30 protein-coding genes are annotated in these 26796 nt (G+C 39.9%); 18 read left to right on the plus strand and 12 right to left on the minus strand.

Annotated elements, in window-relative coordinates; genetic code table 11:
* Nucleotides 1-13: 13 nt before the first annotated feature.
* From rlmH to HMPREF2732_RS01525, 3 genes are all read right to left on the minus strand, one after another.
* Nucleotides 14-481: a 23S rRNA (pseudouridine(1915)-N(3))-methyltransferase RlmH gene (gene rlmH, locus HMPREF2732_RS01515; protein WP_070590487.1), complete on the minus strand. Its 468-nt coding sequence runs from the start codon at nt 479-481 to the stop codon at nt 14-16.
* Between the two features lie 39 nt (nt 482-520).
* Nucleotides 521-829, minus strand: coding sequence for a ribosome silencing factor (gene rsfS, locus HMPREF2732_RS01520; RefSeq protein WP_070582552.1), 309 nt, complete (start codon nt 827-829; stop codon nt 521-523).
* A 153-nt stretch (nt 830-982) separates the two neighbouring features.
* Entirely contained in the window at nt 983-2635 is a 1653-nt protein-coding gene (locus HMPREF2732_RS01525; protein WP_070590490.1) for a putative transporter, read from the minus strand.
* 165 nt (nt 2636-2800) lie between these two features.
* Between HMPREF2732_RS01525 and HMPREF2732_RS01530 the strand changes: the two genes are divergently transcribed.
* The 4 genes from HMPREF2732_RS01530 to mreD all read left to right on the plus strand — a co-directional run bounded on the left by HMPREF2732_RS01530 (nt 2801) and on the right by mreD (nt 7457).
* Nucleotides 2801-4591 (plus strand): ABC transporter ATP-binding protein/permease, encoded by a 1791-nt coding sequence (locus HMPREF2732_RS01530; protein WP_049384527.1) that lies wholly within the window; start codon nt 2801-2803, stop codon nt 4589-4591.
* Nucleotides 4592-4762: 171 nt separating this feature from the next.
* Complete coding sequence (locus tag HMPREF2732_RS01535; protein WP_070590492.1) at nt 4763-5818, plus strand: rod shape-determining protein; 1056 nt, start codon at nt 4763-4765, stop codon at nt 5816-5818.
* A gap of 86 nt (nt 5819-5904) precedes the next feature.
* Nucleotides 5905-6969, plus strand: coding sequence for a rod shape-determining protein MreC (gene mreC, locus HMPREF2732_RS01540; protein ID WP_049384526.1), 1065 nt, complete (start codon nt 5905-5907; stop codon nt 6967-6969).
* The gene (gene mreD, locus HMPREF2732_RS01545) at nt 6969-7457 is read left to right on the plus strand and encodes a rod shape-determining protein MreD (RefSeq protein WP_049384525.1); all 489 of its coding nucleotides are present in this window, start codon (nt 6969-6971) and stop codon (nt 7455-7457) included. The genes mreC and mreD overlap by 1 nt, the downstream gene beginning before the upstream one ends.
* A 41-nt stretch (nt 7458-7498) precedes the next feature.
* On the opposite strand, the gene rhlB is transcribed toward mreD, so the two are convergent.
* The 8 genes from rhlB to HMPREF2732_RS01585 form a co-directional block, all read right to left on the minus strand.
* Nucleotides 7499-8758: an ATP-dependent RNA helicase RhlB gene (gene rhlB / locus HMPREF2732_RS01550; protein WP_049384600.1), complete on the minus strand. Its 1260-nt coding sequence runs from the start codon at nt 8756-8758 to the stop codon at nt 7499-7501.
* Nucleotides 8759-8848: 90 nt separating this feature from the next.
* Nucleotides 8849-9130 (minus strand): GNAT family N-acetyltransferase, encoded by a 282-nt coding sequence (locus tag HMPREF2732_RS01555; RefSeq protein ID WP_049384524.1) that lies wholly within the window; start codon nt 9128-9130, stop codon nt 8849-8851.
* A complete protein-coding gene (gene yacG / locus HMPREF2732_RS01560) occupies nt 9127-9333 on the minus strand; it encodes a DNA gyrase inhibitor YacG (RefSeq protein ID WP_005695505.1) in 207 nt (68 codons plus the stop codon). The genes HMPREF2732_RS01555 and yacG overlap by 4 nt, the downstream gene beginning before the upstream one ends.
* Nucleotides 9326-9946 (minus strand): dephospho-CoA kinase, encoded by a 621-nt coding sequence (gene coaE, locus HMPREF2732_RS01565; RefSeq protein ID WP_049384523.1) that lies wholly within the window; start codon nt 9944-9946, stop codon nt 9326-9328. The genes yacG and coaE overlap by 8 nt, the downstream gene beginning before the upstream one ends.
* 88 nt (nt 9947-10034) lie before the next feature.
* The gene (locus HMPREF2732_RS01570) at nt 10035-10712 is read right to left on the minus strand and encodes a prepilin peptidase (protein WP_049384522.1); all 678 of its coding nucleotides are present in this window, start codon (nt 10710-10712) and stop codon (nt 10035-10037) included.
* Nucleotides 10709-11932, minus strand: a complete 1224-nt coding sequence (locus HMPREF2732_RS01575; RefSeq protein WP_049384521.1) for a type II secretion system F family protein — start codon at nt 11930-11932, stop codon at nt 10709-10711. Before HMPREF2732_RS01575 ends, HMPREF2732_RS01570 begins: the two co-directional genes overlap by 4 nt.
* An 8-nt stretch (nt 11933-11940) precedes the next feature.
* Complete coding sequence (locus HMPREF2732_RS01580) at nt 11941-13320, minus strand: GspE/PulE family protein (RefSeq protein ID WP_049384520.1); 1380 nt, start codon at nt 13318-13320, stop codon at nt 11941-11943.
* A gap of 6 nt (nt 13321-13326) precedes the next feature.
* A complete protein-coding gene (locus HMPREF2732_RS01585; RefSeq protein WP_049369499.1) occupies nt 13327-13770 on the minus strand; it encodes a prepilin-type N-terminal cleavage/methylation domain-containing protein in 444 nt (147 codons plus the stop codon).
* Between the two features lie 142 nt (nt 13771-13912).
* On the opposite strand from HMPREF2732_RS01585, the gene ampD reads away from it, so the two are divergent.
* The 6 genes from ampD to tadA all read left to right on the plus strand — a co-directional run bounded on the left by ampD (nt 13913) and on the right by tadA (nt 18556).
* Entirely contained in the window at nt 13913-14476 is a 564-nt protein-coding gene (ampD, locus tag HMPREF2732_RS01590) for a 1,6-anhydro-N-acetylmuramyl-L-alanine amidase AmpD (RefSeq protein ID WP_049371639.1), read from the plus strand.
* A 484-nt stretch (nt 14477-14960) separates the two neighbouring features.
* Nucleotides 14961-15554 (plus strand): RNA pyrophosphohydrolase, encoded by a 594-nt coding sequence (rppH, locus tag HMPREF2732_RS01595; RefSeq protein ID WP_049384519.1) that lies wholly within the window; start codon nt 14961-14963, stop codon nt 15552-15554.
* Nucleotides 15554-16348 carry a sulfite exporter TauE/SafE family protein gene (locus tag HMPREF2732_RS01600; protein ID WP_070590495.1) on the plus strand — a complete coding sequence of 265 codons (795 nt, stop codon included), beginning with the start codon at nt 15554-15556 and terminating at the stop codon, nt 16346-16348. Before rppH ends, HMPREF2732_RS01600 begins: the two co-directional genes overlap by 1 nt.
* Nucleotides 16349-16356: 8 nt before the next feature.
* On the plus strand, nt 16357-17163 hold the full coding sequence (gene lgt, locus HMPREF2732_RS01605) for a prolipoprotein diacylglyceryl transferase (protein WP_049384517.1): 807 nt from the start codon (nt 16357-16359) through the stop codon (nt 17161-17163).
* Between the two features lie 13 nt (nt 17164-17176).
* Entirely contained in the window at nt 17177-18028 is an 852-nt protein-coding gene (locus HMPREF2732_RS01610) for a thymidylate synthase (RefSeq protein WP_049384516.1), read from the plus strand.
* Nucleotides 18029-18037: 9 nt separating this feature from the next.
* Nucleotides 18038-18556, plus strand: coding sequence for a tRNA adenosine(34) deaminase TadA (gene tadA / locus HMPREF2732_RS01615; RefSeq protein ID WP_152682592.1), 519 nt, complete (start codon nt 18038-18040; stop codon nt 18554-18556).
* Here tadA and ung read toward each other — a convergent pair.
* Complete coding sequence (gene ung, locus HMPREF2732_RS01620) at nt 18553-19227, minus strand: uracil-DNA glycosylase (RefSeq protein ID WP_258172059.1); 675 nt, start codon at nt 19225-19227, stop codon at nt 18553-18555. The two genes, tadA and ung, sit on opposite strands and share 4 nt — an antisense overlap.
* Nucleotides 19228-19475: 248 nt before the next feature.
* Between ung and grcA the strand changes: the two genes are divergently transcribed.
* The 8 genes from grcA (at nt 19476) to HMPREF2732_RS01660 (ending at nt 26749) form a co-directional block, all read left to right on the plus strand.
* A complete protein-coding gene (grcA, locus tag HMPREF2732_RS01625; protein ID WP_005697846.1) occupies nt 19476-19859 on the plus strand; it encodes an autonomous glycyl radical cofactor GrcA in 384 nt (127 codons plus the stop codon).
* 168 nt (nt 19860-20027) lie between these two features.
* A complete protein-coding gene (gene lepA, locus HMPREF2732_RS01630) occupies nt 20028-21824 on the plus strand; it encodes a translation elongation factor 4 (protein WP_032827441.1) in 1797 nt (598 codons plus the stop codon).
* 9 nt (nt 21825-21833) lie between these two features.
* The gene (lepB, locus tag HMPREF2732_RS01635; protein WP_005700021.1) at nt 21834-22883 is read left to right on the plus strand and encodes a signal peptidase I; all 1050 of its coding nucleotides are present in this window, start codon (nt 21834-21836) and stop codon (nt 22881-22883) included.
* Nucleotide 22884: 1 nt separating this feature from the next.
* A complete protein-coding gene (gene rnc, locus HMPREF2732_RS01640) occupies nt 22885-23568 on the plus strand; it encodes a ribonuclease III (RefSeq protein WP_005699979.1) in 684 nt (227 codons plus the stop codon).
* Nucleotides 23565-24479: a GTPase Era gene (gene era / locus HMPREF2732_RS01645; RefSeq protein WP_005695525.1), complete on the plus strand. Its 915-nt coding sequence runs from the start codon at nt 23565-23567 to the stop codon at nt 24477-24479. Before rnc ends, era begins: the two co-directional genes overlap by 4 nt.
* 78 nt (nt 24480-24557) lie before the next feature.
* The gene (locus HMPREF2732_RS01650; protein WP_049367105.1) at nt 24558-25163 is read left to right on the plus strand and encodes a CDP-alcohol phosphatidyltransferase family protein; all 606 of its coding nucleotides are present in this window, start codon (nt 24558-24560) and stop codon (nt 25161-25163) included.
* Nucleotides 25164-25174: 11 nt separating this feature from the next.
* On the plus strand, nt 25175-25807 hold the full coding sequence (locus tag HMPREF2732_RS01655) for a lysophospholipid acyltransferase family protein (RefSeq protein WP_049367104.1): 633 nt from the start codon (nt 25175-25177) through the stop codon (nt 25805-25807).
* 9 nt (nt 25808-25816) lie between these two features.
* Nucleotides 25817-26749: a phosphatidate cytidylyltransferase gene (locus HMPREF2732_RS01660; RefSeq protein WP_186821521.1), complete on the plus strand. Its 933-nt coding sequence runs from the start codon at nt 25817-25819 to the stop codon at nt 26747-26749.
* Nucleotides 26750-26796: the final 47 nt, after the last annotated feature.

Below are 26796 nucleotides of genomic sequence, written 5' to 3' on the forward strand. Positions count from 1 at the left end.
GTAATGTAATACGTTATTCTCTGTGATAAGGGTGGTTTGTCGTTAGTGACCACGCGCGGTATAAACTTTCTGCCACGACAACTCGCACTAACGGATGGGGAAGTGTGAGTGGTGAAAGTGACCAACTTTGTTCTGCTGCCGCTTTGCATTCAGGGGATAAGCCTTCGGGCCCCCCAATAAGCAAGCACACATCGCGACCATTATTTTTCCAACCCTCTAATTGCTCAGCAAGTTGTGGCGTTGTCCAAGGTTTGCCAGGGATATCTAATGTGACAACTTTGCCTTTTCCGCAAGCTGCGAGCATCGCTTTGCCTTCTTGTTCTAAGATGCGTTTAATATCCGCATTTTTGCCACGCTTGCCTGCAGGAATTTCAATGAGTTCAAAAGGCATGTCTTTAGGAAAACGACGTTGGTATTCTTCAAATCCAGTTGTCACCCAAGCCGGCATTTTTGTGCCTACAGCGATTAATGTGATTTTCATCCTTTTCCCTTTTAAAACACAGTCAAAATTGACCGCACTTTATGCCCAAAGTTTTTCTAACTGATACATTTCACGTGCATCACGTTGCATAATATGTACGATGGTTTGACCGAGATCCACCACGATCCAATCAGCTGTATTACGACCTTCTTCACCAAAGGTTTCATAACCGGCTTTTTTACATTCTGCAATAAGGTTATCGGCCATAGCTGCGACTTGGCGGCTAGATGTGCCGGTACAAATAATCATATTTTCAGTAATCGATGATTTACCTTTTACATCAAAATGCACAATTTCGGTGCCTTTTAAATCATCGAGTTTATCAATTACAAATTCAATTAATGACATTTCTTTTCCTATCTAAATGAAGCGATGAATTCTATCATTGAATGAGGGAAAGGGGTAGGCTTGGGGCTGATTTTATTTGAATTGTTTTATGGTCGTAATGCTGCTTAGTAATAAAACTTGGGGCAGTTATTCTGCCCCAAGTTTTAGAGGGTATTAAGCCCATAAAAGAATGGCTAATAATTGTGGTGAAATGATCCGTAAGAACATGGTGAGCGGATAGACTGTCGCATAGGAGAGTGCAGCGGCACCGCTTCCTTCTTTCAGTTCATTGGCGAAAGCAAGCGCTGGTGGATCCGTCATCGAACCAGCTAACAGGCCACAAAGAGAAAGATAATTTAATTTTACATATAAACGTGCAATGATACCTACAATCATTAATGGTACAAGGGTGATAAAAATACCGTATCCCATCCATTCGAGACCTGAACCATTGGTGAGTGTGTCCACAAAGCTACCGCCAGATTTTAACCCGACTACAGCAAGGAAGAGCACAATACCAATTTCACGCAACGCCAAGTTCGCACTTGGCGGCATAAACCAATAGAGTTTACCGATAGAGCCAATTCGAGCCAAGATCAATGCGACGACTAATGGTCCACCTGCTAGCCCTAATTTTAATGCCACAGGGAAGCCTGGAATATAGAAAGGAATAGAGCCGAGTAATACCCCTAAGCCAATCCCAATAAATACCGGCAGCATTTGCACTTGTAGCAGTTTCTGTTTGGCATTCCCGATCACTGAAATAGCTTGGTTGAGAATGTCAGTTTTTCCCACCATGTGTAATACGTCACCAAATTGAAGTGTTGTATGTGCAGTTGGTACCAGTTCCACGCCCGCACGATTTAAACGTGAAATGACGACACCGTATTTTTGATGAATGCCAAGATGACGAATTTGTTTTCCTAATACTTTTTCATTGGTGACGACCACGCGCTCAGAACGAATTTCGCCACTCAAGCTTGCTACCGGGATATCAACCTCTTCCCCAATGATAAGGTGCATTTTTTTCAAGCCTTCAGGATTGCCGACCAAATGTAAAATATCCCCAAGTTGAACATCGGTATCCGCTTTCGGCACAATAACAAGCTCGCCCCGTTTCAAGCGAGAGCAGACGACATCCTCATCATCAAAACCTGGAATTTCAATCAAATGGATACCATTGAGATTAGTATTGGTGACTTTCAGAGACATGCTTTTGAGTGCTTCTTTGTCATGACCACTTTCTTTTTCAAAATTTGCTGCTTCTTCATCCACTTTAATTTTAAAGAAAAGACGAATAAGCCACATAGAAAGTAAAATGCCACAAATTCCAAAAGGATAAGCCATTGCATAGGCCATCCCCATGTTAGATGTCGTTTGCGACATACCTAATTCAGAAAGAATTTGCTGACCCGCACCGAGAGAGGGGGTATTGGTTACCGCACCGGAGTAAATACCAAGTGCGACATCAAGAGGAATATCCGCAAGCTTATAAATGAGAATTGTCACTACTGCACCAAGTGCAACGATTAAAATGCCTAATCCATTTAAGGTTAAGCCTGATTTTCGTAAGGAAGCAAAAAAGCCCGGCCCCACTTGAATACCAATCGTATAAACAAACAGAATTAAGCCGAACTCTTGCACGAAATGTAATGTATGGCTATCTAATTTTATGCCATATTGAGTGGTAAAATGGGCAACTAAAATCCCACCAAATAGCACACCCCCAATACCCAGTCCTACACCTTTAATTTTAAAATGCCCGATCCATAGGCCAATCACGGCAACGAGGGCAAGCAAACTAATGGTAATCGCAGTTTCACTCATACCGACCTCTAATTTATTAAAAATTTAACTATTTCGGATTATATCAATTAGATTTCTTACCCGCTTGTGACAAAGTCAAAAAATGTTATCTCCATCACATTTTTTCTTGCTTAAAAATAAACACCGCCTAAAATGACCGCACTTTTTTGATTTTATAGGTTGATTATGGATTACGCTCAAGAGGCCATTAATTCGCTTTTATGGATAGCAAAAACATTAGCGATGACGGCTATTGTGTTTAGCTTTGGTATTTTCTTATTAGTCCGTTTTACCCATTGGGGAAAACAATTTTGGCAATTTGCGGGTGGGTATCTTTCACCACGCCGAAGTATTAAACCTTTGCTATTTTTCTTATTAATTGTGGCGATGACATTAGTCAGTGTGCGTATTAGCTTAGTGCATTCTGAGTGGTATAACAATATGTACACATCCTTGCAGGAATTTAATGAACCTGTGTTTTGGGATCAAATGGTGCTGTTTTGTGTGATTGCGACAAGCTCAGTGATTGCTGCATTGCTGAGCTATTATTTAGAGCAACGTTTTTCTATTGATTGGATAGAATGGTTGAATGGTCAGCTAGTCGATAAATGGATGAATAATCGCGCGTACTACAAAACGCAGTATGTTTCCGCTAACTTAGACAACCCTGATCAACGTATTCAACAAGATGTGCAATCCTATGTGCGAACTACGCTCTCTTTAAGTACTGGGGTGATTGATGCCGTCACCTCCATGATTTCTTATACGATCTTATTGTGGGGATTAGCGGGACCAATGATGGTATTTGGTACTGAAATTCCACGCATGATGGTGTTCTTGGTATTTGCTTATGTGATTATCACTACCGCGATTGCATTCCGTTTAGGGCGTCCGTTAATTATGTTGAATTTTGTCAACGAACGCTTAAACGCTAACTATCGTTATTCTTTAATTCGCATCAAAGAATATGCGGAAAGTGTGGCATTTTATGCGGGTGAGAAAGTTGAGAGTAGCCAACTTTATAAACAATTTGGCGCAGTGATCAATAACATGTGGGATATTGTTTATCGAACCTTAAAATTCTCTGGTTTTAACCTAGTAGTAAGCCAAGTTTCTGTTGTGTTCCCTTTGTTAATTCAAGTGGGGCGTTATTTCGAGAAGCAAATTAAACTCGGCGATCTGATGCAAACGCTACAAGTATTTGGTAAGTTGCATTCAAATCTTTCCTTCTTCCGTAATTCTTACGATGGTTTTGCCGGATACAAAGCCACATTAGATCGTTTAACGGGCTTTAGTTATGCGATTGATATGGCAAATCGTCAATCTACTTCCCATTTACACGAACATGAAACTGACGTGATCTTTAAGAATTTAACCATCAGTAATCCATTTGGAAAAACCTTAATTGAGAATTTAAATTTGACGTTGCCACAAGGTTCAACTCTATTAATTCAAGGTAATTCAGGCGTGGGTAAAACCACGTTGTTGAGAACTGTGGCAGGGCTTTGGGCATATTCTAAAGGGGATGTGTATTGTCCTACTCATCAGCTGTTCTTATCGCAAAAGCCTTATTTACCGCAAGGTAGTTTGTTAACGGCACTGGCTTATCCGAATGAAGAAAAGGACTTTAATTGTGATGAGATGATTGAGGTATTAAAACAAGTGTCTTTAGGGCATTTACAAGATCGTTTAGATCAAGAACAAGATTGGACACGTATTCTTTCGCTAGGTGAGCAACAGCGTTTGGCTTTTGCTCGTTTGCTATTACATAAGCCGAAAGTCGCCTTTCTGGACGAAGCCACGGCGAGTATGGATGAAGGTTTAGAAGATACGATGTATCGTCTATTAAAAGAACGCTTACCTCATACAACGGTTATTAGCGTAGGGCATCGTTCAACCTTGCAGGCTTTCCATCAGCAACAATTGATGATTTTAGGTAACGGTAAGTGGCAATTCACTGATCAAAATCAGGTATAAAATACCACTAAAATTGACTGCACTTACCTTGTTAGAAAAAATAGCGAGGTAAGTGTAGAGGATCAAGGCAAAAAATCCTGTTATCAAGCTCGATTTTTTGGTACATTTAGCACAATTTTTTTCTATGCTCAGAAATGAGTAATTTTTCACCAAACTAATGACGGAATTCTTATGTTATTCAAAAAAATTCGTGGTTTATTTTCAAACGATCTTTCTATCGATCTAGGTACAGCAAATACATTAATTTATGTGAAAGGCCAAGGTATCGTACTTGATGAGCCTTCTGTGGTGGCAATTCGTCAAGATCGTATGGGCGCATACAAAAGCATTGCGGCAGTAGGTAAAGAAGCAAAACAAATGCTTGGTCGTACACCAAAAAGCATTGTAGCTATTCGTCCGATGAAAGATGGTGTAATTGCCGATTTCTCTGTGACTGAAAAAATGTTGCAATATTTTATTAAACAAGTACATAGCGGTAACTTCATGCGTCCTAGCCCGCGTGTACTCGTTTGTGTGCCGGCTGGTGCAACTCAAGTTGAACGTCGTGCAATCAAAGAATCAGCATTAGGTGCAGGTGCGCGTGAGGTCTATTTAATTGAAGAGCCAATGGCGGCAGCAATCGGTGCAAACTTGCCGGTTTCTACCGCGATCGGTTCAATGGTCATTGATATCGGTGGTGGTACCACTGAAGTCGCAGTGATTTCTTTAAACGGTATCGTGTACTCCTCTTCGGTACGTATTGGTGGTGACCGTTTTGATGAAGCAATCATTTCTTATGTTCGTCGTACTTTTGGTTCTGTGATTGGTGAACCAACTGCAGAGCGTATCAAGCACGAAATTGGTTTAGCTTACATTCAAGAAGGTGATGAAATTTTAGAAATGGAAGTGCACGGTCATAACCTTGCTGAAGGTGCGCCTCGCTCATTCAAATTAACCTCTCGTGATGTACAAGAAGCTCTTCAACAACCATTAAATGGTATTGTTGCAGCGGTACGCACAGCGCTTGAAGAATGCCAACCAGAACACGCAGCGGATATTTTTGAACGTGGTATGGTGTTAACGGGTGGTGGTGCCTTATTACGCAACATTGATGTATTGTTATCAAAAGAATGTGGCGTACCGGCAATCATTGCAGAAGAACCATTGACTTGTGTGGCTCGTGGCGGCGGTGAAGCAATCGAAATGATCGATATGCACGGCGGCGATATTTTTAGCGACGAAATTTAATCTCTAAAAGTGCGGTCAGAAAAATCGGCGTTTTTAATTCGTCTGATTTTTTGACCGCACTTTTCCTTTCAACCCTAGGACAGTGAATGAAACCCATTTTTGGTAAAGCACCACCATTAGGTATCCGACTCGCATTAGCGGTGATTGCTTCGATGACGCTCATTTTAGTTGATGGACAAACTTCATCAATGACGAAGGCGCGTAGTGTCATGGAAACTGCCGTTGGCGGATTGTATTACCTTGCGAATGGGCCAAGAACAGTTCTAGATGGTGTATCAAGCAACTTGGTTGATACCAATAAACTGCTTATTGAAAATAAAGTATTGCGTGAGCAATTGCGTGAGAAAAATGCTGATCTTTTATTATTGGATCAACTCAAAGTAGAAAACCAACGTCTTCGTTTACTGCTTAATTCGCCTTTACGCACCGATGAATACAAAAAAATTGCCGAAGTGCTTACCGCTGAAACTGATGTTTATCGTCAACAAGTGGTGATTAATCAAGGGGAACGTGATGGCGCTTATGTTGGTCAGCCTGTGATTGATGAAAAAGGAATGATTGGGCAGATTATATCTGTGGGTGAAAATACGAGTCGCGTATTGCTTTTAACGGATGTAACCCATTCAATTCCAGTACAAGTTTTACGTAATGATGTGCGTGTGATAGCGAGTGGTACGGGGCATTCTGATGAACTTACCTTAGATAATGTGCCTCGTTCCGTAGATATTGAAAAAGGCGATTTATTAGTAACTTCAGGTTTGGGCGGCCGTTTTGTGGAAGGCTATCCAGTGGCAGTGGTACAAAGTGTGTCTCGTGATGGTTCTAATTATTTTGCGACGGTAAAAGCGAAACCTTTGGCCGAATTAGATCGTTTACGTTATTTGCTTTTACTTTGGCCGAGCAATCTTGATATGTCGAAAGTGAAATCCATGTCACCAGAAGAAGTGCGTCGTTTAGTACAGCAACGTTTAGAAAGCCAAGCCCATGAAGCGACACATTCTGTGAGTAAAACCAAGATTACGGATGACCAAGCGGATAGCACTCAACCGCATACAGGAAAAGAAATCTTGGATCCTGAAATTCCAACCACAATGCCTCAACAAGAGGAACCGGTTTCTCCAGATCAACAAGAACATAGGGATGAAGACTAATGCAAGGGCGTTTTATTTTTCAATGGGCGACCATTTTATGCTTCTTTGTTGTAGCATTAGTGATGGAGTTAGCACCATGGCCAGCAGGCTTTCAAGCCTTTAAACCTTCTTGGTTGATTTTAGTCTTGCTTTACTGGACTCTTGCTTTACCTGATAGAGTAAGCATTGGTTGGGCGTTTTTACTCGGGGTTTTATGGGATATTGTGCTAGGCTCTATTCTAGGCGTGCATGGATTAGTGCTTTCTGTCGCCTTCTATTTTGTTTCCAAATATTACTTAATGTTGCGCAATCTTTCCCTTTGGTTTCAAAGTTTATTGGTCCTTCTTTTCGTTTTTGCCATTCGAGTGGCTATTTTCTTGGTTGAATTCTCTTTACATGGGGCATTTTTTAACTGGCAGGAAATCTTTGGTGCCATTGCATCAGGCGTATTATGGCCGTGGGTATTCTTATTGATGCGCACTGCACGCCGACGAGTCGGATTGCATTAATCATAAAAAAAGCTGATGAAGATATTCATCAGCTTTTCTTTTTAGTTTTTACGACGATAGTTTGTTTTTCTTGTCGTAGTATTTCTCGTTTGAGGCGTAGGATTGCGTTTTAAACGATAAGGTTTTGGAATATCAGTAATCAATGAATTCGGGTCATATTGACTGACGGGAATAGAATGCCCAATGTATTCTTCAATTGCCGGTAAATTCATCGCATATTCTTCACAAGCAAAGCTGATAGATACACCACTTTCACCCGCTCGACCAGTACGGCCAATACGGTGAACGTAATCTTCTCGATCATCAGGTAAATCAAAGTTAAAGACGTGTGTCACATCTGGAATATGTAACCCACGTGCGGCAACATCGGTTGCGACAAGAATATCGAGTTCCCCATCGGTAAATTGTTTGAGCAATGAAAGACGTTTTTTCTGTGCTACATCACCCGTGAGCAATCCCACTCGATGACCATCTGCGGCTAAATAGCCCCAAATTTCTTCACATTTATGTTTAGTATTCGCAAAAACAATGCAACGCTCTGGCCATTCCTCTTCCATTAACGTGAGCAAGAGAGGAATTTTGTCTTCATTTGACGGATAGAACAGTTCCTCTTTAATTCGATGCCCCGTTTTTTGTTCTGGTTCAATTTCAATGTATTCTGGGGAATTCATATCTTCAAAGGCAAGTTCTCGTACTTTGTAAGAGAGCGTTGCAGAAAAGAGCATGGTGAGTCGTTCTTGCGGAGAAGGACATTTACGTAATAAATAACGAATATCACGAATGAAACCTAAATCAAACATACGATCCGCTTCGTCCAATACTACGACTTGGATATCATCTAAACGGATGATCCCTTGTTTCACGTAGTCAATTACACGACCAGTGGTACCAATTAAAATATCCACACCGGCTTCAATCGCTTTAAGTTGTTTATCATAGCCATCACCACCATAAGCCAGTGCGGTTCGTAATCCACTTGTTTTTGCTAATAATTCTGCATCATGATTAATTTGTACAGCCAGTTCACGGGTTGGAGCAAGAATTAATGCGCGAGGTTGATTGGTAGCAAAATCAGGTTGATGCGTTAATAAATGATGAAATGTTGCCGTTAAAAATGCCATTGTTTTACCAGTGCCGGTTTGCGCTTGGCCAGCAACATCTTTTCCTTGTAAGGTAATAGGTAACGATAACGCTTGAATAGGGGTGCAATATTCAAATCCCTTGTCTTGTAGGGCTTTTTGTACGATAGGATGTAATGGAAGATCAGCAAACCGCTGCTGACTTAAATAATTTTCTTGCATAATAAATAACAGGTTCTCAGAAATAAATGGGGCTAAGGATACCACGAAGTCGGAAAAATATCCTTAAAAATAAAATGCTTATTAATAGGTTTAAGCTTGGGATTGAGAAGATTGGGTTCGTTCCCATTTTCTTGCAATATAGCTACAAGTTGGGTGTAATGTCAGCTTTTTAGCCTGGATAAAATGAATTAAGGCTTGATAGAGTTTGTCTGCCACACCTTGTCCTCGAAGAGACTCATCAACAAACGTGTGATTAGCATTAATGGTATCGGGTGTTTCATAAAAATAGGTGAGTTTCGCGATTTTCTTTCCTTGCTCATCGAGTAAGAAAAACTCACCCTGTTTACCATTATCTTGATGCTGAAGACTCATTTGATACTCCATTCATCACTGAGATTGGGATCCATGGCAAAATCAGCAGTATCACTTGGAATGGCTTTTTCTTCTGCAGCCCATTCACCTAAATCAATGAGTTGGCAACGTTTGCTGCAAAAAGGGCGAAATTGACTTTCCTGTGTCCAAGGCACTGGCTTTTGACATGTTGGGCAGGGGACTTCAAAAATTTCATCAGACATTTTTCTTTCTCGATTCACTTAAATAAAATTGGTGCAATTTTAGCACTTTTTGTTTTAAGTGCGGTAAGTTTTCTGGCAATTTTGCATCATTTGAAATGATATCATCCGCCCATTTTAATCTTTCTTCTCGGCTGACTTGTGCATTCATAATAGCTTGAATTTGCTGAATATTATTATGATCTCTCGATGATGCACGAGCGAGTTGAGTTTCAGGTTTAACATCAATAACAAGTACGCGATCGCAAAGCGTGGTGAGCTTGTTTTCAATAAGCAGTGGAACGACAAACAAGGTATAAGGAGCGGTCTGAGCATTTAATTGCGCTAACATTCTTTCGCGAATAGCAGGATGTAATAAATGATTGAGCCAGTTTTTTTCATTTTCGTCTGCAAATACTTTTTTTCGTAGCTCAGCTCGATTTAATTCACCTTCTTCAGTCAGAATCGATTTTCCAAAGTGCTCAGCAATTTGAGCAAGCAGCGGCGAGCCTTTTTCGACCACTTCTCTTGCCACAATATCAGCATCAACAATGGGTACACCAAGGTCAACAAAGAGATTTGCAATCGTGCTTTTTCCACTACCGATACCACCAGTAAGGCCTACAATATAAGTCATGATATTCCTTGCTACTTGATTTAAGAGGAGGATGTTTTACATCCACTTCTTAAACATAATATTTTTCAATGTTGCCAATATATTACATTTATAGGGTTATTGCACTGGTGATGATTAAAGATAAGCAAAGAAAGGGCGCGAAAGGTAAAACAGGTTTACGAGAAATCCAATAACCTATGATGCCTAATAGACAGGCAATGAATAAGAAAAGTGGTAAGTGCGCGATGGTGAGATAAGTGCCGATTCCCAAAGCAAGCCAATAATCGCCACGGCCTAAAGCTTCCTTCTTATAAAACCATTTAGACAAATGATAGATGATATAAAAAACACCGAAAAAACTAACCGCACTTTCTAAACTTTGAGAAAGCGTCAGAATTGAAAGTTTTTGATGTGCGCCGAATAAACCCAGGAAAAATAAAAACAGGCAAGGTGTAGGTGAAATCAGTTGATAGTGCCAGTCTAGCCAACTGATAACAAAGATGAGACTAAGCGTAATCGCGAGCCATAAAGTAAATAATTCATCCTGAAGAAAATAATAGAGTGCAGCAAAACAGAGTCCAAACCCTAAAAAATAAAGGAAAATATGACCACACTTTTGAGATTGAATGGCTGCTTTTTCGCTATGGAAAATGGGTCTGTTTTCAGGATAAAGTTCGATATAGTTCTGATAAATTTCTTGTTGGAGATTAGGGATAAAATGATCAATATAAAGCCAAGCAAAGATGCCAGCGAAACCTCCCAATAAGAAAAAGGCGAATGTCATCATTGGATTACCGAACCCATATTAAAAATTGGCAGATACATCCCCATCATTATGATACCAATTAAACTACCAATAATGAGCATCATTAATGGCTCTAAAAGTTGGGAAAGTAAATCAATTTGATGATTAAGCTTTTCTTGATAGTTGTCAGCAATATGTCGCAACATCAATGCAAGTTTTCCACTTTTCTCTCCAATCTGTAGCATTTGCTGCGCTTCCATTGGAAAAAGATGGCTACTGACACTTTCTGAAAATGGATAGCCTTGAGAAACCCACTGTAAAATTGACCGCACTTCTTGTTGTAGCAGAATATCGCCTTTTAAGGTACGTTGTGTTTGCCAAGTTTGCTGTTTGGGAAGAAAACTATTTAACGCAGGCGTTAATGCCACTCCTGATTGAAGCATTAATTGCAGGTTATGGCTAAAACTGATTAAACGAGAAAGGCAAATGATATTGCCCCAAATTGGCATGCGACCAATCAGTGTATTCTTTTTTTGGTTCAGCCAAAGAGAATGTTTTAATGCCATCTTCAGCATAAAAAGAGCGAAAATGCAGACAATCATCAATGAAATAAAATGATGTTGTAGGAATTGAGACATGGCTAATAACACAGCTGTTAATGTAGGCAATTCAGCGGAATTTTCGCCATACATTTCAGCAAATTGTGGTACAACGAAAAGCAGTAAAATTAACGTAAGTGAAAGCGAAATACCTAATACCATGACAGGATAAAGCATAATTTTTTGTAATTTGCGTTGAAGCGCTAATGATTGCGTTCGACGTTCTGCGATTTTAGTGCATACTTCTGCCAGTTTTCCTGTCATTTCTCCCACCTGAATGAGCTGAATTTCTTGAAAATTTAAATACTTTCCTTGTATTTCTAAACTTTGTGAAAACGGAAGACCACTTTCAATTAACTCAATTAAGGCACCAAGCCACTGATGCAATCCCAATTGTGTGCAGTTATCTTGCAAAATATGCAATGCATTTTTTAATGGAATGGCAGAGCTGAGCAGAGTAGCCAATTGATTCAATAAAGCACTGATTTCTGCATTTTTCGGTTTTTGATTAAGTTGCCAATCTTGTTGCAAGCGAATTCTACTAAAACCTTTTGCAATTAACAGAAATTGCGCAGCTTGTTTAGATTGTGCAACAAGACTACCTTTTTGCCATTGTTGCCGCTGATCATAGGCTTGAAAATAAAAGAGTTTTTGCTTTGCCATAGTGTTACCTATTTTTTACCTAACACGCGTTGAATTTCGGCGAGATCGGTGACGTGATCTTTTACTTTTTCTAACGCGCTTTGATAAAGTGAATCGAAATCAGTTTGGTAGCGATTGTTTTCGCATTGTAAAAATTGATACACACCAATACGACCTCGATATCCCTGATGGCAATCGCAAGAATCACTAAAATGTTGGCCGCACTTTAAGCAACGTTTACGCACCAATCTCTGTGCGATAACTAATAAGAGACTATTTTCAATTTCGTGAGATTGAATACCTAGTTGTTGCAAGCGTGAAATCGCTGAGATGGCATCGTTGGTATGTAAGGTAGAAAGCACTAAATGGCCGGTTTGAGCGGCTCTTAATGCCATCAATGCACTTTCTTCATCTCGAATTTCACCAAGCATAATAATGTCGGGATCTTGTCGTAAAAATGTACGAAGTAATCGGCTAAAATCCAAACCGATTTGCGGATTTACTTGAGTTTGAATGATGCCTTCTAATTCAATTTCAACGGGATCTTCTGCCGTCATAATGTGTTTATCTGGTGTGTTGAGCCATTGAAGTGCAGTATAAAGCGAGATACTTTTTCCACTTCCTGTTGGGCCTGTCACCAGGATTAAACCTTGCGGTTGGCTGAGCGCATGTTGAAATTGACTTTGTTGGTTTTGTGTCATACCCAACTCAGCAAAACTTAGTTGGACAGGTTTATTTTGTTGTAATCGTAATACTGCTTTTTCTCCCCAATGCGTAGGCAAGGTAGAAAGGCGGAAATCTAAAATATCGGAAAATGTAGTTTTGAATTGAAAGCGGCCATCTTGTGGTAGCCGAGTTTCACTGATATCCAGTTTGGCTAAGAGTTTAAGGCGAGAAATTACACGATTGGCGAGCGCTTTACTAATAATCGGTTGCGGTTGGAGCACACCATCAATACGTAAACGAATTAAGAGCCCATTTGGCTGAGTTTCTAAATGAATATCGGAGGCATTTTTTTGCAGGGCTGTTTCAAAAATACTGTTTAATAATTGAATAACGGGTTCATCTTCATTAGCTAAATTAGCCGTGCTTTCGTCTTCTGAATGATGATAAAACGTGGTTTGCTCTTCGATTTGATTGGCTTTAGGTGCAAGGGATTGTAAAAGTTGTTTGAGTTGAGTCGTTTCAAATAAAATCGGTTCAACCAATTTTCCACTTAAAAAAGCAAAGGTTTCACAAGCCGCAAGATTATTCAGCGAATCCACCGCAAGCCATAAATGGTGTTCGTCTTCTTTAAGAGGGAGCGCAAAGTAACGCAGCAGCAATGATTGTTGCTGTTGGTTTTGTTGCCAATATTGTGGCGAGATATGATAAATCTCGCCATTTTTTGCGATTGCTTGATAAGCCATGTTTCGCTATTTAGCAGAAGAACAGAAGCCTGCAGGGAATAAATCAGCATTACTTGGGCAAGCAGTTGTCCAGGTAACACCTGATGAGGTTGAGCCTGTCGCCGTTAAAGAATAACTGATCCCATCCAATGCACCATTTCCAGTCACCGTAATCACACCTGATTTCGTGGTGATGGATTTGACATAGCCTTTTGCGGTAGTGATATCTGCTGCAATGCCATTTGAGCCACCTGAACAGTTTGTTGGGGCATTGGTGCTATAGATACATAGTTCCACATCAGATTTATAAGGTGCAGAAGCTTGTAACAATTCGGAGATAGCTGCTTTTTTGGTATAATTTTGATAAGACGGAATGGCGATCGTCGCGAGAATAGCAATAATCGCAATCACGATCATCAATTCAATTAACGTAAAACCTTTATGTAAAGGTTTAGAAAAAGTGAGTTTCATTAAATTAAATTTCCTTTTGGTTGAATAAAAAAATGCCAGGATTGGCTGCAACATTGTGTAAAAGGGAAAAATGAAAGTGAAACTGACCGCACTTCTTTTGCGATCTCGATCGCAAAAATAAAATTTAATCGCAGAAAAACAGATGAATAAGATAAAAAATGGCTGGTTAAGCCAGGCAAGAAAAGTGATTTCACCACATTTTGATGAACGTCCTGATGTAGAGGATATTTCATTACTCGTCATTCATTACATCAGTTTGCCGCCAGAACAATTTGGTGGTGGATATGTAGATGATTTTTTCCAAGGTAAACTCGATCCCACCATCCATCCCTATTTTGAGGAAATTTATCAATTTCGCGTGTCTGCCCATTGTTTAATTGAACGGGATGGCAAGGTGACACAGTATGTTAGTTTCAATGATAGAGCATGGCATGCGGGGCTTTCTTGCTTTGAAGGACGCGATAAATGCAATGATTTTGCGATTGGGATTGAGCTAGAGGGCAGTAATGAACAACCTTTTACAGCGGAGCAATACCAAGTGCTTGCTGCATTAACACGAGATATTATGCAAGCTTATCCGAAAATAACGCTCGATCGTATCGTTGGGCATTGCGATATTTCACCTGGTCGTAAGATCGATCCAGGTCAATATTTTGAATGGGAACGCTATTTAGCGTTAGTCAAAAAAGGTTTGGATGAAAAATAACCACTAAAATTTTTACTTGAATGTGAATAAGATGATTTCTGTGAATAAGCGTTATCTTTATGAAATTAAAGATAAAATTTTTCCTCAAAGCTCTATGGTAAAATGCTAAGAAGAGTTATGCAACAGTCACCATTTGCTCAATCACAATTTTATCCACAGAAATATTGAATAACTCACAGCTGTTATTTCTTCACCAAGCCAGGAATGTTTAAACTAAAAAATGGCTGAATTTTTGACCGCACTTTGATGAGAAAAAGTGCGGTCATTTTTTTTGGAAAATTTTTGATTAAAGGTTATTCAAAAATGAAAAAAATGAAGTGTGAAAAGCGGTTTTTAATTTTTATACACAGTTAAATTTAGACTATCCAAGCGTTACCCACAGAGTTATCCACAATAGGGTAAATATGCCCATTCGGTTGATAAAAAAGCGAATTTATGAAACAATCTGCAAATTATTTTTGTACAAAATTTAAGGTGAACGATAGTGATCGATTTTGATGGCTACCGTCCAAATGTAGGCATTGTCATTTGTAATCGCAAAGGGCAGGTGCTTTGGGCTAAACGATACGGGCAGAATTCGTGGCAATTCCCGCAAGGGGGAATTAACGATAATGAAAGTGCCGAACAAGCCATGTATCGTGAATTATATGAAGAGGTTGGCTTGCAACCCAAAGATGTGAAGGTGCTTTACGCGTCTAAACATTGGTTGCGTTATAAGCTGCCGAAAAGATTGCTGCGTTATGACAGCAAACCCGTGTGTATTGGGCAAAAACAACGTTGGTTTTTGTTGCAATTAGTGGGGGATGAAAAAAATATTAATATGAACACAACAAAATCACCAGAATTTGATGGTTGGCGTTGGGTAAGTTTTTGGTATCCCGTACGTCAGGTTGTGTCCTTTAAGAAAGATGTTTATCGCAAAGCGATGAAAGAGTTTGCCCAAGTGATGTTTGGAAACGAAAAAACATTGCTTGAAAATTCGCAAGAGCATGAGACAAATAAACCTTATCATGCGCCACGTAAAAATGGTTCTTCTAAATATCAAAAACGTTCGTTTTATAAATCAAGGGGGCAATAATGCTCACTTTTATTCTACTTTGTTTACTTGTCGGGTCTGTTGTTGGTTTTCTTGCCGGATTATTTGGCATTGGTGGTGGGTTAATTATCGTCCCTACCTTGGTTTATTTATTGCCGATGGTAGGCGTACCTGAACCCTTGCTGATGTCCACCGCATTAGGGACTTCATTTGCAACCATTGTGATTACTGGATTTTCTTCTGCACAGCGTCATCATAAACTAGGTAATATAGTCTGGAGTGCCGTGAAAGTATTGGCACCGATGGTGATGATCTCGGTCTTTATCTCTGGTTTGTTTATTGGCAAACTTGATCGTGATGTATCAGCCAAAATCTTTGCCTGTTTAGTCGTATATTTAGCGGCAAAAATGGTGATTTCTATTAAGAAAAACACAGGGAAAACCAAACCTTTAACAACACAAGCATCTGTTATCGGTGGTATTTTAATTGGGATGGCATCAAGTGCAGCAGGCGTTGGCGGTGGTGGTTTTATCGTGCCATTTTTAAATTCCCGCGGGATTGATATGAAAAAATCTATCGGTTCTTCCGCATTCTGTGGCGCGCTTCTTGGTTTATCTGGCATGTTTAGTTTTATGGTGAGTGGTTGGGGTAATCCTTCCATGCCAGATTATTCCCTAGGTTATGTTTATTTGCCTGCCGTGCTTGGTATTACGGGCACTTCATTCTTCACTTCTAAACTAGGGGCAACCGCAACCTCCAAGCTCCCTGTCCCAACCTTGAAAAAAGGCTTTGCCTTACTATTAGTTGCGATTGCAGTTGATATGTTTATGAAATAAGGAATGTTATGAATTCAGAATTTTTGATGCTTCCGCATTTTGATCCGACTATTTTTACTTTTGGTAATAGCAATATAGGGCTGCGTTGGTATGGTTTAATGTATTTATTAGGCTTTATCTTTGCTCGTTGGCTAGCGGTTCGTCGTGCCAATCAACCAAATAGTGGTTGGACAGTCGATCAAGTGGATACGTTACTTTTTAATGGCTTTATGGGCGTGTTCTTAGGTGGTCGCATTGGGGATGTTTTCTTCTATAATTTCGATCATTTTGTGCAAGATCCGCTGTATTTATTTCGTGTTTGGGAAGGGGGAATGTCATTCCATGGTGGATTAATTGGGGTGATTATCTCAATGATTTGGACCTCTTATTCTCAAAAAAGAAGCTTTTGGCAAACGGCAGATTTTGTGGCGCCCTTGATTCCATTTGGCTTAGGGATGGGACGAATTGGTAACTTCATCAATTTAGAACTTTGGGGACGAGAAACTGAAGTCCCTTGGGCTATGATTTTCCCAAATGATCCATTGTTGCTGCCTCGCCATCCTTCACAGCTTTATGAAGCATTCTTAGAAGGTTTCGTGTTGTTTATTATTCTGAATGTCTTTATTAAAAAGCCTCGTCCTGTGGGTTCGGTGGCTGGATTATTCCTTGTTGGTTACGGGATTTTCCGTTTTATTGTTGAATATGTTCGTGAGCCCGAAGTAGAGTCTTTCTTAGGCATCATGACACGTGGACAAGCGCTTTGTTTGCCGATGATTATTGGCGGTGGGTTAATTATGGCATGGGCATACAATCGCTCGAAAAGTGCGGTTCATTAGTAAGGAGTTTTTTATGAAACAATATTTAGATCTTTGCCGACGTATTGTAAATGAGGGTGAGTGGATTGCTAATGAGCGTACTGGTAAGCGTTGCCTTACAGTGATTAATGCGGATTTAGAATATGATGTTGCTAATAATCAATTCCCCTTAATTACCACGCGAAAAAGCTATTGGAAAGCGGCAATTGCGGAGTTTTTAGGTTATATTCGTGGTTATGATAATGCGGCAGATTTCCGTAAACTTGGCACCAAAACATGGGATGCCAATGCCAATGAAAATGCCGCTTGGCTTGCCAATCCACATCGTAAAGGCACCGATGATATGGGCCGCGTCTATGGTGTACAAGGTAGAGCATGGCGTAAACCGAATGGCGAAACCATCGATCAACTTCGTAAAATTGTGAATAATTTAAGTCGAGGTATTGATGATCGTGGCGAAATCCTGACTTTCTTCAATCCAGGCGAATTTGATTTGGGTTGTTTGCGTCCTTGTATGCACACTCACACATTTTCCTTAGTGGGCGATACATTGCACTTAACCAGTTATCAGCGTTCTTGTGATGTGCCACTTGGCTTAAACTTCAATCAAATTCAAGTTTTTACTTTCCTTGCATTAATGGCGCAAATTACTGGTAATAAACCGGGTAAGGCATATCATAAAATTGTAAATGCGCATATTTATGAAGACCAACTAGAGTTAATGCGTGATGTGCAATTAAAACGTGAACCATTCCCGTCACCACAATTAGAAATTAATCCTGATATTAAAACCCTTGAAGATCTTGAAACTTGGGTAACAATGGATGATTTCAAGGTGGTGGGCTATCAATCTCACGAACCAATCAAATATCCTTTCTCTGTTTAGGCGTTTAACGTGCGGTCAGATTTAGACGAGAAATTTATGCAACACGCTCTGATGCTTGCCGATCGTGCAGAAGCACTCGGTGAGATTCCTGTCGGGGCGGTGTTGGTGGATGATGAAGGAAATATTCTCGGTGAAGGCTGGAATTTATCTATCATTGAAAATGATCCAACCGCTCACGCTGAAATTGTCGCATTGCGTAACGCAGCGCAAAATATTCAAAATTATCGCCTGCTCAATACCACACTCTATGTCACCCTTGAGCCTTGTACTATGTGTGCGGGTGCGATTTTACATAGCCGCATTAAACGTTTAGTCTTCGGTGCGTCAGATTATAAAACGGGGGCAGTAGGTTCTCGCTTTCATTTCTTTGATGATTATAAAATGAATCACACATTAGAAATTACCTCTGGCGTGCTCGCAGAAAAGTGCGGTCAGAAATTGAGTGATTTTTTTAAAAAAAGACGAGAGCAGAAAAAGGAAGAAAAGCGGGAAAAGAATCTCCCGCTTGATGTTGAGTCGCAATCTTAAACTTGCCAATCAATTTCAGTTAAACCATGTTGTTTTAAATATTCGTTAGTTTTAGAAAAATGATGACATCCTAAAAAACCACGATGTGCAGAAAGGGGAGAAGGATGTGGGGCAGTTAAAACATAATGACGATTGCGATCAATAAATTGCCCTTTTTTCTGTGCATGACTTCCCCAAAGTAAAAATACGACTTTTTCACGGTGTTCATTAAGTGCTGCAATTACTTGGTCTGTAAAAACTTCCCAACCAAATTTAGCGTGTGAATGTGCCATGCCGCGCTCTACAGTTAGTACGGTGTTAAGCAGTAGTACACCTTGCTCCGCCCATTTCACCAAGTAGCCATGATTTGGCATTTGAAAACCAGGAATATCATTAGTCAATTCTTTATACATATTCAGCAGAGAGGGCGGAATGGCCACTTCGGGTTTTACCGAAAAAGCTAAACCGTGCGCTTGATTTGGGCCATGATAGGGATCCTGTCCTAAAATAACGACTTTCACCTCATCAAATGCCGTATATTTAAAGGCATTAAACACTTCGTCTTGCGGAGGGTAAATAGTTTTCCCCGCGAGTCTCTCTTGATGAACTTGTTGTAGAATGTGTTTAAAGTAAGGTTTTTCTTTCTCTTGACCGATAACATCTGTCCAGGTTTTCATTCTGTATTTCCTTATTGGATAAGCTTGAGCACATTATAAATGAAATTGCTTAGAAAGGCTTCATTCGAGTTATGTTAACAGTTTGTTAAAAGTTAGAGTGTGTTGAGGCCTTGCTGTGGCTGAAACTTTAATCTAGATCAATTTTCAAAAATTAGTCAGAAAAAAGAACCTGTTTTAGGTCAAAATTAATTGAATTCTTCAAATAGTTTGATAAAATTTGCACAGTTTAATAAATATACAACCGCCAAATTAGGAGGCACTTTATGATCAAAGGTATTCAAATTACTCAAGCAGCAAATGACAATCTTTTAAACTCATTCTGGTTATTAGACAGCGAAAAAAATGAAGCTCGTTGTTTATGTGCAAAAGCTGAATTCGCAGAAGACCAAGTAGTAGCAGTGAGCGAATTAGGCCAAATCGAATACCGTGAATTACCGGTAAACGTAGCACCAACTGTTAAAGTTGAAGGTGGTCAACACTTAAACGTAAACGTATTACGTCGTGAAACTTTAGAAGATGCAGTAAACAACCCGGATAAATACCCTCAATTAACTATCCGTGTTTCTGGTTACGCAGTACGCTTCAACTCTTTAACACCAGAACAACAACGCGACGTTATTACTCGTACTTTCACTGAAAGTCTATAATTTCAGTTTGAATGGAAAAAGAAACCCCGAAGTAATTCGGGGTTTTGTTTTATCTAAAAGGTTTGAAAATTTGACCGCACTTTTCCCTTTCATCCCTAGCGATTTCCGCGCTTTTCAGGTACAATCCGCCAGTTAAATTTAATGATTTTTGAGAAAACTAATCTATTTATGAAGAATATTCGCAACTTTTCTATTATTGCCCATATTGACCACGGTAAATCGACCCTTTCTGACCGATTAATTCAGACCTGTGGGGGGCTTTCGGATCGTGAAATGGAAGCGCAGGTGTTGGATTCCATGGATCTTGAGCGTGAGCGCGGCATTACCATTAAAGCCCAAAGTGTAACCTTAAATTATCAGGCCAAAAACGGTGAAACTTACCAATTAAACTTTATCGATACACCAGGGCACGTGGACTTCTCTTATGAAGTATCGCGCTCTCTTGCAGCTTGTGAAGGGGCATTATTAGTTGTGGATGCAGGACAAGGCGTAGAAGCACAAACCTTGGCAAACTGCTACACCGCCATTGAAATGGATTTAGAAGTCGTGCCGATTTTAAATAAAATCGACTTGCCAGCAGCGGATCCTGAACGTGTTGCAGAAGAAATTGAAGACATCGTGGGTATTGATGCGATGGAAGCGGTACGTTGTTCGGCGAAAACCGGTGTAGGTATTGAAGATGTATTAGAAGAAATTGTTGCGAAAATTCCTGCACCAGAAGGTGATCCTGATGCACCGTTACAAGCGTTGATTATTGACTCTTGGTTCGATAATTATTTAGGCGTGGTGTCATTAGTTCGTATTAAGAATGGTGTGTTGCGTAAAGGTGACAAAATCAAAGTAATGTCCACTGGGCAAGCTTACAACGTCGATCGTCTAGGTATTTTCACGCCAAAACAAGTGGATACAACAGTATTAAATACCGGCGAAGTAGGTTGGGTTGTTTGTGCGATTAAAGATATTTTAGGGGCCCCAGTAGGGGATACCTTAACCCATCAACACAATCCGGCAAGTCATGTATTGCCAGGCTTTAAGAAAGTAAAACCGCAGGTTTATGCTGGTTTATTCCCTGTTAGCTCTGACGATTATGAAGCTTTCCGTGATGCGTTGGGTAAATTAAGCCTAAATGATGCATCACTTTTCTATGAGCCAGAAAACTCGACGGCTTTAGGTTTTGGTTTCCGTTGTGGTTTCTTGGGGCTTTTACACATGGAGATCATTCAAGAGCGTTTAGAGCGTGAATACGATCTTGATTTGATTACCACGGCACCAACTGTAATTTATGAAGTCGAAATGACCAATGGTGAAGTAGTTTATGTGGACAGTCCATCAAAACTGCCACCGTTAAATAATATTGCGGAAATTCGCGAGCCCATTGCGGAATGTAATATGTTGGTACCACAGGAATTCCTAGGTAACGTGATTACCCTTTGTGTGGAAAAACGTGGCGTACAAACCAATATGGTGTATCACGGTAACCAAATTGCATTAACTTATGAAATCCCAATGGGCGAAGTAGTATTAGATTTCTTCGATCGCTTGAAATCAACTTCTCGCGGTTATGCCTCTTTGGATTATGGTTTCAAACGTTTCCAAGCGGCAGACATGGTGCGCGTGGATATCATGATCAATGGTGATCGTGTTGATGCGTTAGCGTTAATTGTTCACAAAGATAATGCGCCTTATCGTGGTCGTGAGTTAGTTGAAAAAATGCGCGAGCTTATTCCACGTCAACAATTTGATATCGCGATCCAAGCAGCGATTGGTAACCACATTATTGCTCGTTCAACGGTAAAACAATTGCGTAAAAACGTATTAGCAAAATGTTATGGTGGTGACGTGAGTCGTAAGAAAAAACTCTTACAGAAACAGAAAGAAGGTAAAAAACGAATGAAGTCTTTAGGTAACGTGGAAGTACCGCAAGAAGCATTTTTAGCGATCTTACACGTTGGTAAGGATAAATAGGAAAGAGCTATGTCGAATGTATTTTTTATTCTGTTGTTAGTCGTGGGCTTTGCCGGTTGGAAAGCGTTAGACCATTTCCAACTGCCTAACACATTTAGCATTTTATTGCTGATTTTGACCGCACTTTCTGGCATTTTATGGTGTTATCACCGCTTTGCCGTGATGCCAAGACGTCGTCGTCAAATCGCACGCGCAGAACAACGCTCAGGCAAAGCATTAACGGATGAAGAAAAAGCGAAAATTGAGCCTATTTCAGAAGGCTCAGAATTTATTTCTTCGCTTTTCCCTGTGTTATCCGTGGTATTCCTTGTGCGTTCATTTATTTTTGAGCCATTTCAAATTCCATCTGGATCAATGGAAGCGACCTTGCGCGTAGGGGATTTCCTCGTCGTGAACAAATATACTTATGGCATTAAAGATCCTATTTTCCAAAATACGATTATTGAAGGTAACAAACCAGAACGTGGTGATGTAATTGTGTTTAAAGCACCGGAGCAAGCGTTACTTCGTACAAGTTTAGGGGCAACACGAGCGGCTTATGCTGAAAATCTTGCGTTAACATCTAAAAACAATATGTCTGGTGTAGATTACATTAAACGTATTATAGGGAAAGGCGGTGACCGCATTATCCTTGATGTTGAAAAAAGTGCTTTAACACTGGTTTATGGCAAAGATGGCAAACCTTGCGAAGTAGATTGCCAAACTAAAGCGTTTGAATATAAACAAGAACCCACAAATCCAGCATTCCCAACGCAAGTGGAATATTTGGAAATCGGTGACGTGACACACAGTATTTTAGTGGAGCCAATGCGCCGTTATTCGGGGATTGAATTCTATCCACAAGAAGGCTTACCTACTGCTGAATGGATTGTGCCTGAAGGGCAATATTTTGTGATGGGGGATAACCGTGATCATAGTGATGACAGCCGTTTTTGGGGATTTGTACCAGAAAAAAATATCGTGGGTAAAGCCACTTATATTTGGATGAGTTTAGAAAAAGAACCAAATGAGTGGCCTACAGGCTTCCGTTTAGACCGTTTCTTTACAAAAATTAATTAATATGAATCATTTAGATCGTCTAGAACGAAAAATTGGTTATCAATTTTCCGATCTAAAAAATTTAAAATTGGCACTGACACACCGCAGTGCCTCCACTCAACATAATGAACGCCTAGAATTTCTAGGTGATTCGATTCTCAATTATGTCATCGCGGATGCGCTTTATCATCAATTCCCTCGTTGTAATGAAGGTGAACTTAGCAGAATGCGTGCCACATTAGTTCGTGAGCCAACCCTGGCGATGATTGCCCGCAATTTTGAGCTTGGGGATTATATGTCCTTAGGTTCTGGTGAATTGAAAAGTGGTGGCTTTCGTCGTGAATCGATTTTGGCGGATTGTGTTGAAGCAGTAATTGGCGCAATGGCATTAGATTCAAGCTTTGATAAAGCGGCAGATATTGTGCGTAGCTGGTATAAAACGTTACTCGCCGAAATTAAACCGGGTGATAACCAAAAAGATGCCAAAACGCGCTTGCAAGAGTATTTACAAGGTAAGCATTTTGCCTTACCAACCTATGAAGTAATAAAAATTGAAGGCGAAGCCCATTGCCAAACCTTCACCGTAGAATGTACAGTAAAAAATGTACCCAATATTGACCGCACTTTTATTGCGAAAGGTTCTAGCCGCCGTAAAGCAGAACAAGCGGCCGCAGAACAAATCTTAAAAACATTGGAAATTAAATGACCGAATTAAATCAAGAACAAGAGACCTATTGTGGCTTTATCGCTATAGTAGGTCGCCCAAATGTAGGGAAATCCACCCTGTTAAATAAAATTTTAGGACAAAAAATTTCGATTACATCTCGCAAGGCGCAAACTACACGTCATCGTATTGTGGGAATTAAAACGGAAGGTATCTACCAAGAAATTTACGTAGATACGCCGGGGCTTCATATCGAAGAAAAACGCGCGATTAACCGTTTAATGAACCGTGCAGCAAGCTCGGCAATCGGGGATGTAGATCTCATTATTTTCGTCGTGGATGGTACACATTGGAATGCCGATGATGAAATGGTGTTAAACAAATTACGTAATGCGAAAGCACCTGTCGTACTCGCCATCAACAAAGTTGATAATATTAAGAATAAAGATGATTTATTGCCATTTATTACAGATTTAGGCAGCAAGTTTAACTTTGCTCACATTGTGCCGATTTCTGCACAACGTGGTAATAATGTCCATCAATTAGAGAAAATTGTTCGTCAATCATTACGTAAAGGCGTTCATCACTTCCCTGAAGATTATGTAACGGATCGTTCACAGCGTTTTATGGCATCAGAAATTATTCGTGAAAAATTAATGCGTTTCACAGGGGAAGAGCTACCTTATTCGGTAACGGTTGAAATTGAACAATTTAAAGTAAATGAGCGTGGTACTTATGAAATCAATGGCTTGATTTTAGTTGAACGCGAAGGCCAAAAGAAAATGGTGATCGGTGCTCAAGGACAAAAAATTAAAACCATTGGTATGGAAGCGCGTGCTGACATGGAACGCTTATTTGATAATAAAGTACACCTTGAACTTTGGGTAAAAGTGAAGTCCGGTTGGGCGGATGATGAACGTGCCTTAAGAAGTTTAGGTTATATGGATGAATAAAAAACTTGAGTAATACTCTATACCGTCCTATTATTGGAAACATATTTATGTTTTTTAATAAAAACAAGGAGATGGTAGATGAGTATCTATGCCTTAAAACCCAAATTTCAGAATTTACTTCGGCCTTTAGTTAGGCAATTAGCGGCAAAAGGCGTAACGGCAAATCAAGTTACGCTAATTGCCTGCTTACTTTCTATTTTACTCGGTGTGGTTCTCGCACTATTTCCGACATTTTCTTCTCTTTTCTTCCTTATCCCTATTTGGTTGTTTTTGCGTATGGCGTTGAATGCCATTGATGGCATGCTAGCACGTGAATTTAATCAAAAAAGTCGATTAGGGGGGTATCTTAATGAAATTACTGATGTCGTTTCAGATGCGGCACTTTATCTTCCTTTTGCTTTTGTCGCACCTTTTGATGGTATTCAAATCTCAAGTATTATTTGGCTTGCCGCGTTGAGTGAATTATGTGGCATTTTAGGGCAAGTTCAAGGCAAAACTCGTCGTTATGATGGCCCAATGGGTAAAAGTGATCGTGCATTCGTATTTGGTGTGCTCGGTTTACTCTATGCGGTGAATGGTAGCTTGCATTCACTTTTCTGGTGGGTAGCCAATATCGTCATTATCTTGCTCATTGTGACTTGTATTAAGCGAGTAAAAAATGGTTTAGCCGAAGTGACGGAATAATAGGAGCAAATATGTTTGCGAGATTAATCGATTTTTTATTGTGTCGTTTTGCTTCTTTTATTACAGGCGTTCGACCACAAGCCGCAATTGCGGAACAATCTTCAGAAGGGCATCGTGTCTATTTTGCCAATCATAATAGTCATGGGGATTTTATCTTACTTTGGATTTCATTGCCTTATGAAGTAAGAAAACAAACTCGCCCTGTTGCAGGCAAAGATTATTGGACGAAAGGTGCGATTCGCCGCTTTCTAGCCTATAAAGTGTTTAATATGTTACTGATTGAGCGTAATAGCCAAGATCCAAAAGCAGCCATACGACAAATGAGTGAAGCATTAGTCAATGACTCCCTGATTATTTTTCCTGAAGGAACTCGTAAGATGGATGGTGATTTACCACTTCAGCCGTTTAAAAGTGGATTGTTTTATTTAGCCAAAGAAAACCCTGATTGTGAGTTTGTGCCCGTTTGGATTAGTAATATGAATAATGTTTTACCAAAAGGCTTTATTTTACCGATCCCATTATTATGTGATCTTTATGTTGGCGAACCATTAAAGATTGAGAACGGAGAGGCTAAAGAGGCCTTTTTAACACGTGCTCAATCAGCATTATTAAGTTTAAATGTCAGTGAAAAAGGCAAATCTTAGGAGCAAATGATGACAGAAATATGGCAACTCTTCGGTGGTTTATTTATCGCCTTAATATTTGCTTCCTCAGTAGGATATATTTTAAAACGCAGATCGGGTGTGGATACACCAAATAGCGTTATTGATAACCTGAATGCACGCATCAATGCTTGGTGGGTGATGATTGGGATTATCTTTATTGCGAGTTTATTGGGCTTTTATGGCGTAATTGGGCTCTTTTTGATTATTTCATTTATGGGATTGCGTGAGTTTCTTTCTCTATTGAATATTCGTCGAGGCGATCATCTTGCGCTAGCCGCTTGTTTTTATGTGATCTTGCCATTGCAATATTTTTTAGTCGCCATTGATTGGTTTAGCATGTTCACCATTTTCATTCCCGTATATGGCTTCTTATTTTTACCTATTCTGTCGGCATTACTCGGCGATCCGGCGCATTTCTTAGATCGTTCAACAAAAATTCAGTGGGCATTGATGATTAGTGTATTCTGTATTTCACATATTCCCGCTTTATTGACCCTTGATATCTCTGGTTATGAAGGAAAAAATCTTTTATTAATGATCTTCTTAATCTTGGTAGTACAGTCAAGTGATGTGTTGCAATACGTTTGGGGTAAACTTTTCGGTAAGCATAAAATTGCACCAACCTTATCGCCATCTAAAACAGTAGAGGGTTTTGTTGGTGGGGTATTAAGCGCAAGTTTATTGGGTATGTTGCTTCATTGGCTGACACCATTTAATGCATGGCAAGCCTTTTTAATGAGTCTGTTAATTTGCTTAATGGGATTCTTAGGGGGGCTCGTGATGTCAGCAATGAAACGCAGTATGGGTGTGAAAGACTGGGGGAATATGATCAGTGGCCATGGTGGTATTTTAGATCGAATGGATTCACTTTGTTTCTCCGCACCTATTTTCCTCCATGTGGTGCGTTATTTCTGGGCATAGTTATAAATCATGAAATAAAAAAGAGCGGTTAATTAACCGCTCTTTTT

This window comes from Haemophilus sp. HMSC061E01, from assembly GCF_001810345.1.
GTDB lineage: Bacteria > Pseudomonadota > Gammaproteobacteria > Enterobacterales > Pasteurellaceae > Haemophilus_D.

Bases quoted from the DNA above. Each gene is read 5' to 3' on its own strand.
- rlmH (WP_070590487.1), bottom strand. From the start codon at position 481: ATGAAAATCACATTAATCGCTGTAGGCACAAAAATGCCGGCTTGGGTG.
- rsfS (WP_070582552.1), bottom strand. From the start codon at position 829: ATGTCATTAATTGAATTTGTAATTGATAAACTCGATGATTTAAAAGGC.
- HMPREF2732_RS01525 (WP_070590490.1), bottom strand. From the start codon at position 2,635: ATGAGTGAAACTGCGATTACCATTAGTTTGCTTGCCCTCGTTGCCGTG.
- HMPREF2732_RS01530 (WP_049384527.1), top strand. From the start codon at position 2,801: ATGGATTACGCTCAAGAGGCCATTAATTCGCTTTTATGGATAGCAAAA.
- HMPREF2732_RS01535 (WP_070590492.1), top strand. From the start codon at position 4,763: ATGTTATTCAAAAAAATTCGTGGTTTATTTTCAAACGATCTTTCTATC.
- mreC (WP_049384526.1), top strand. From the start codon at position 5,905: ATGAAACCCATTTTTGGTAAAGCACCACCATTAGGTATCCGACTCGCA.
- mreD (WP_049384525.1), top strand. From the start codon at position 6,969: ATGCAAGGGCGTTTTATTTTTCAATGGGCGACCATTTTATGCTTCTTT.
- rhlB (WP_049384600.1), bottom strand. From the start codon at position 8,758: ATGCAAGAAAATTATTTAAGTCAGCAGCGGTTTGCTGATCTTCCATTA.
- HMPREF2732_RS01555 (WP_049384524.1), bottom strand. From the start codon at position 9,130: ATGAGTCTTCAGCATCAAGATAATGGTAAACAGGGTGAGTTTTTCTTA.
- yacG (WP_005695505.1), bottom strand. From the start codon at position 9,333: ATGTCTGATGAAATTTTTGAAGTCCCCTGCCCAACATGTCAAAAGCCA.
- coaE (WP_049384523.1), bottom strand. From the start codon at position 9,946: ATGACTTATATTGTAGGCCTTACTGGTGGTATCGGTAGTGGAAAAAGC.
- HMPREF2732_RS01570 (WP_049384522.1), bottom strand. From the start codon at position 10,712: ATGATGACATTCGCCTTTTTCTTATTGGGAGGTTTCGCTGGCATCTTT.
- HMPREF2732_RS01575 (WP_049384521.1), bottom strand. From the start codon at position 11,932: ATGGCAAAGCAAAAACTCTTTTATTTTCAAGCCTATGATCAGCGGCAA.
- HMPREF2732_RS01580 (WP_049384520.1), bottom strand. From the start codon at position 13,320: ATGGCTTATCAAGCAATCGCAAAAAATGGCGAGATTTATCATATCTCG.
- HMPREF2732_RS01585 (WP_049369499.1), bottom strand. From the start codon at position 13,770: ATGAAACTCACTTTTTCTAAACCTTTACATAAAGGTTTTACGTTAATT.
- ampD (WP_049371639.1), top strand. From the start codon at position 13,913: ATGAATAAGATAAAAAATGGCTGGTTAAGCCAGGCAAGAAAAGTGATT.
- HMPREF2732_RS01600 (WP_070590495.1), top strand. From the start codon at position 15,554: ATGCTCACTTTTATTCTACTTTGTTTACTTGTCGGGTCTGTTGTTGGT.
- lgt (WP_049384517.1), top strand. From the start codon at position 16,357: ATGAATTCAGAATTTTTGATGCTTCCGCATTTTGATCCGACTATTTTT.
- HMPREF2732_RS01610 (WP_049384516.1), top strand. From the start codon at position 17,177: ATGAAACAATATTTAGATCTTTGCCGACGTATTGTAAATGAGGGTGAG.
- grcA (WP_005697846.1), top strand. From the start codon at position 19,476: ATGATCAAAGGTATTCAAATTACTCAAGCAGCAAATGACAATCTTTTA.
- lepA (WP_032827441.1), top strand. From the start codon at position 20,028: ATGAAGAATATTCGCAACTTTTCTATTATTGCCCATATTGACCACGGT.
- lepB (WP_005700021.1), top strand. From the start codon at position 21,834: ATGTCGAATGTATTTTTTATTCTGTTGTTAGTCGTGGGCTTTGCCGGT.
- rnc (WP_005699979.1), top strand. From the start codon at position 22,885: ATGAATCATTTAGATCGTCTAGAACGAAAAATTGGTTATCAATTTTCC.
- era (WP_005695525.1), top strand. From the start codon at position 23,565: ATGACCGAATTAAATCAAGAACAAGAGACCTATTGTGGCTTTATCGCT.
- HMPREF2732_RS01650 (WP_049367105.1), top strand. From the start codon at position 24,558: ATGAGTATCTATGCCTTAAAACCCAAATTTCAGAATTTACTTCGGCCT.
- HMPREF2732_RS01655 (WP_049367104.1), top strand. From the start codon at position 25,175: ATGTTTGCGAGATTAATCGATTTTTTATTGTGTCGTTTTGCTTCTTTT.
- HMPREF2732_RS01660 (WP_186821521.1), top strand. From the start codon at position 25,817: ATGACAGAAATATGGCAACTCTTCGGTGGTTTATTTATCGCCTTAATA.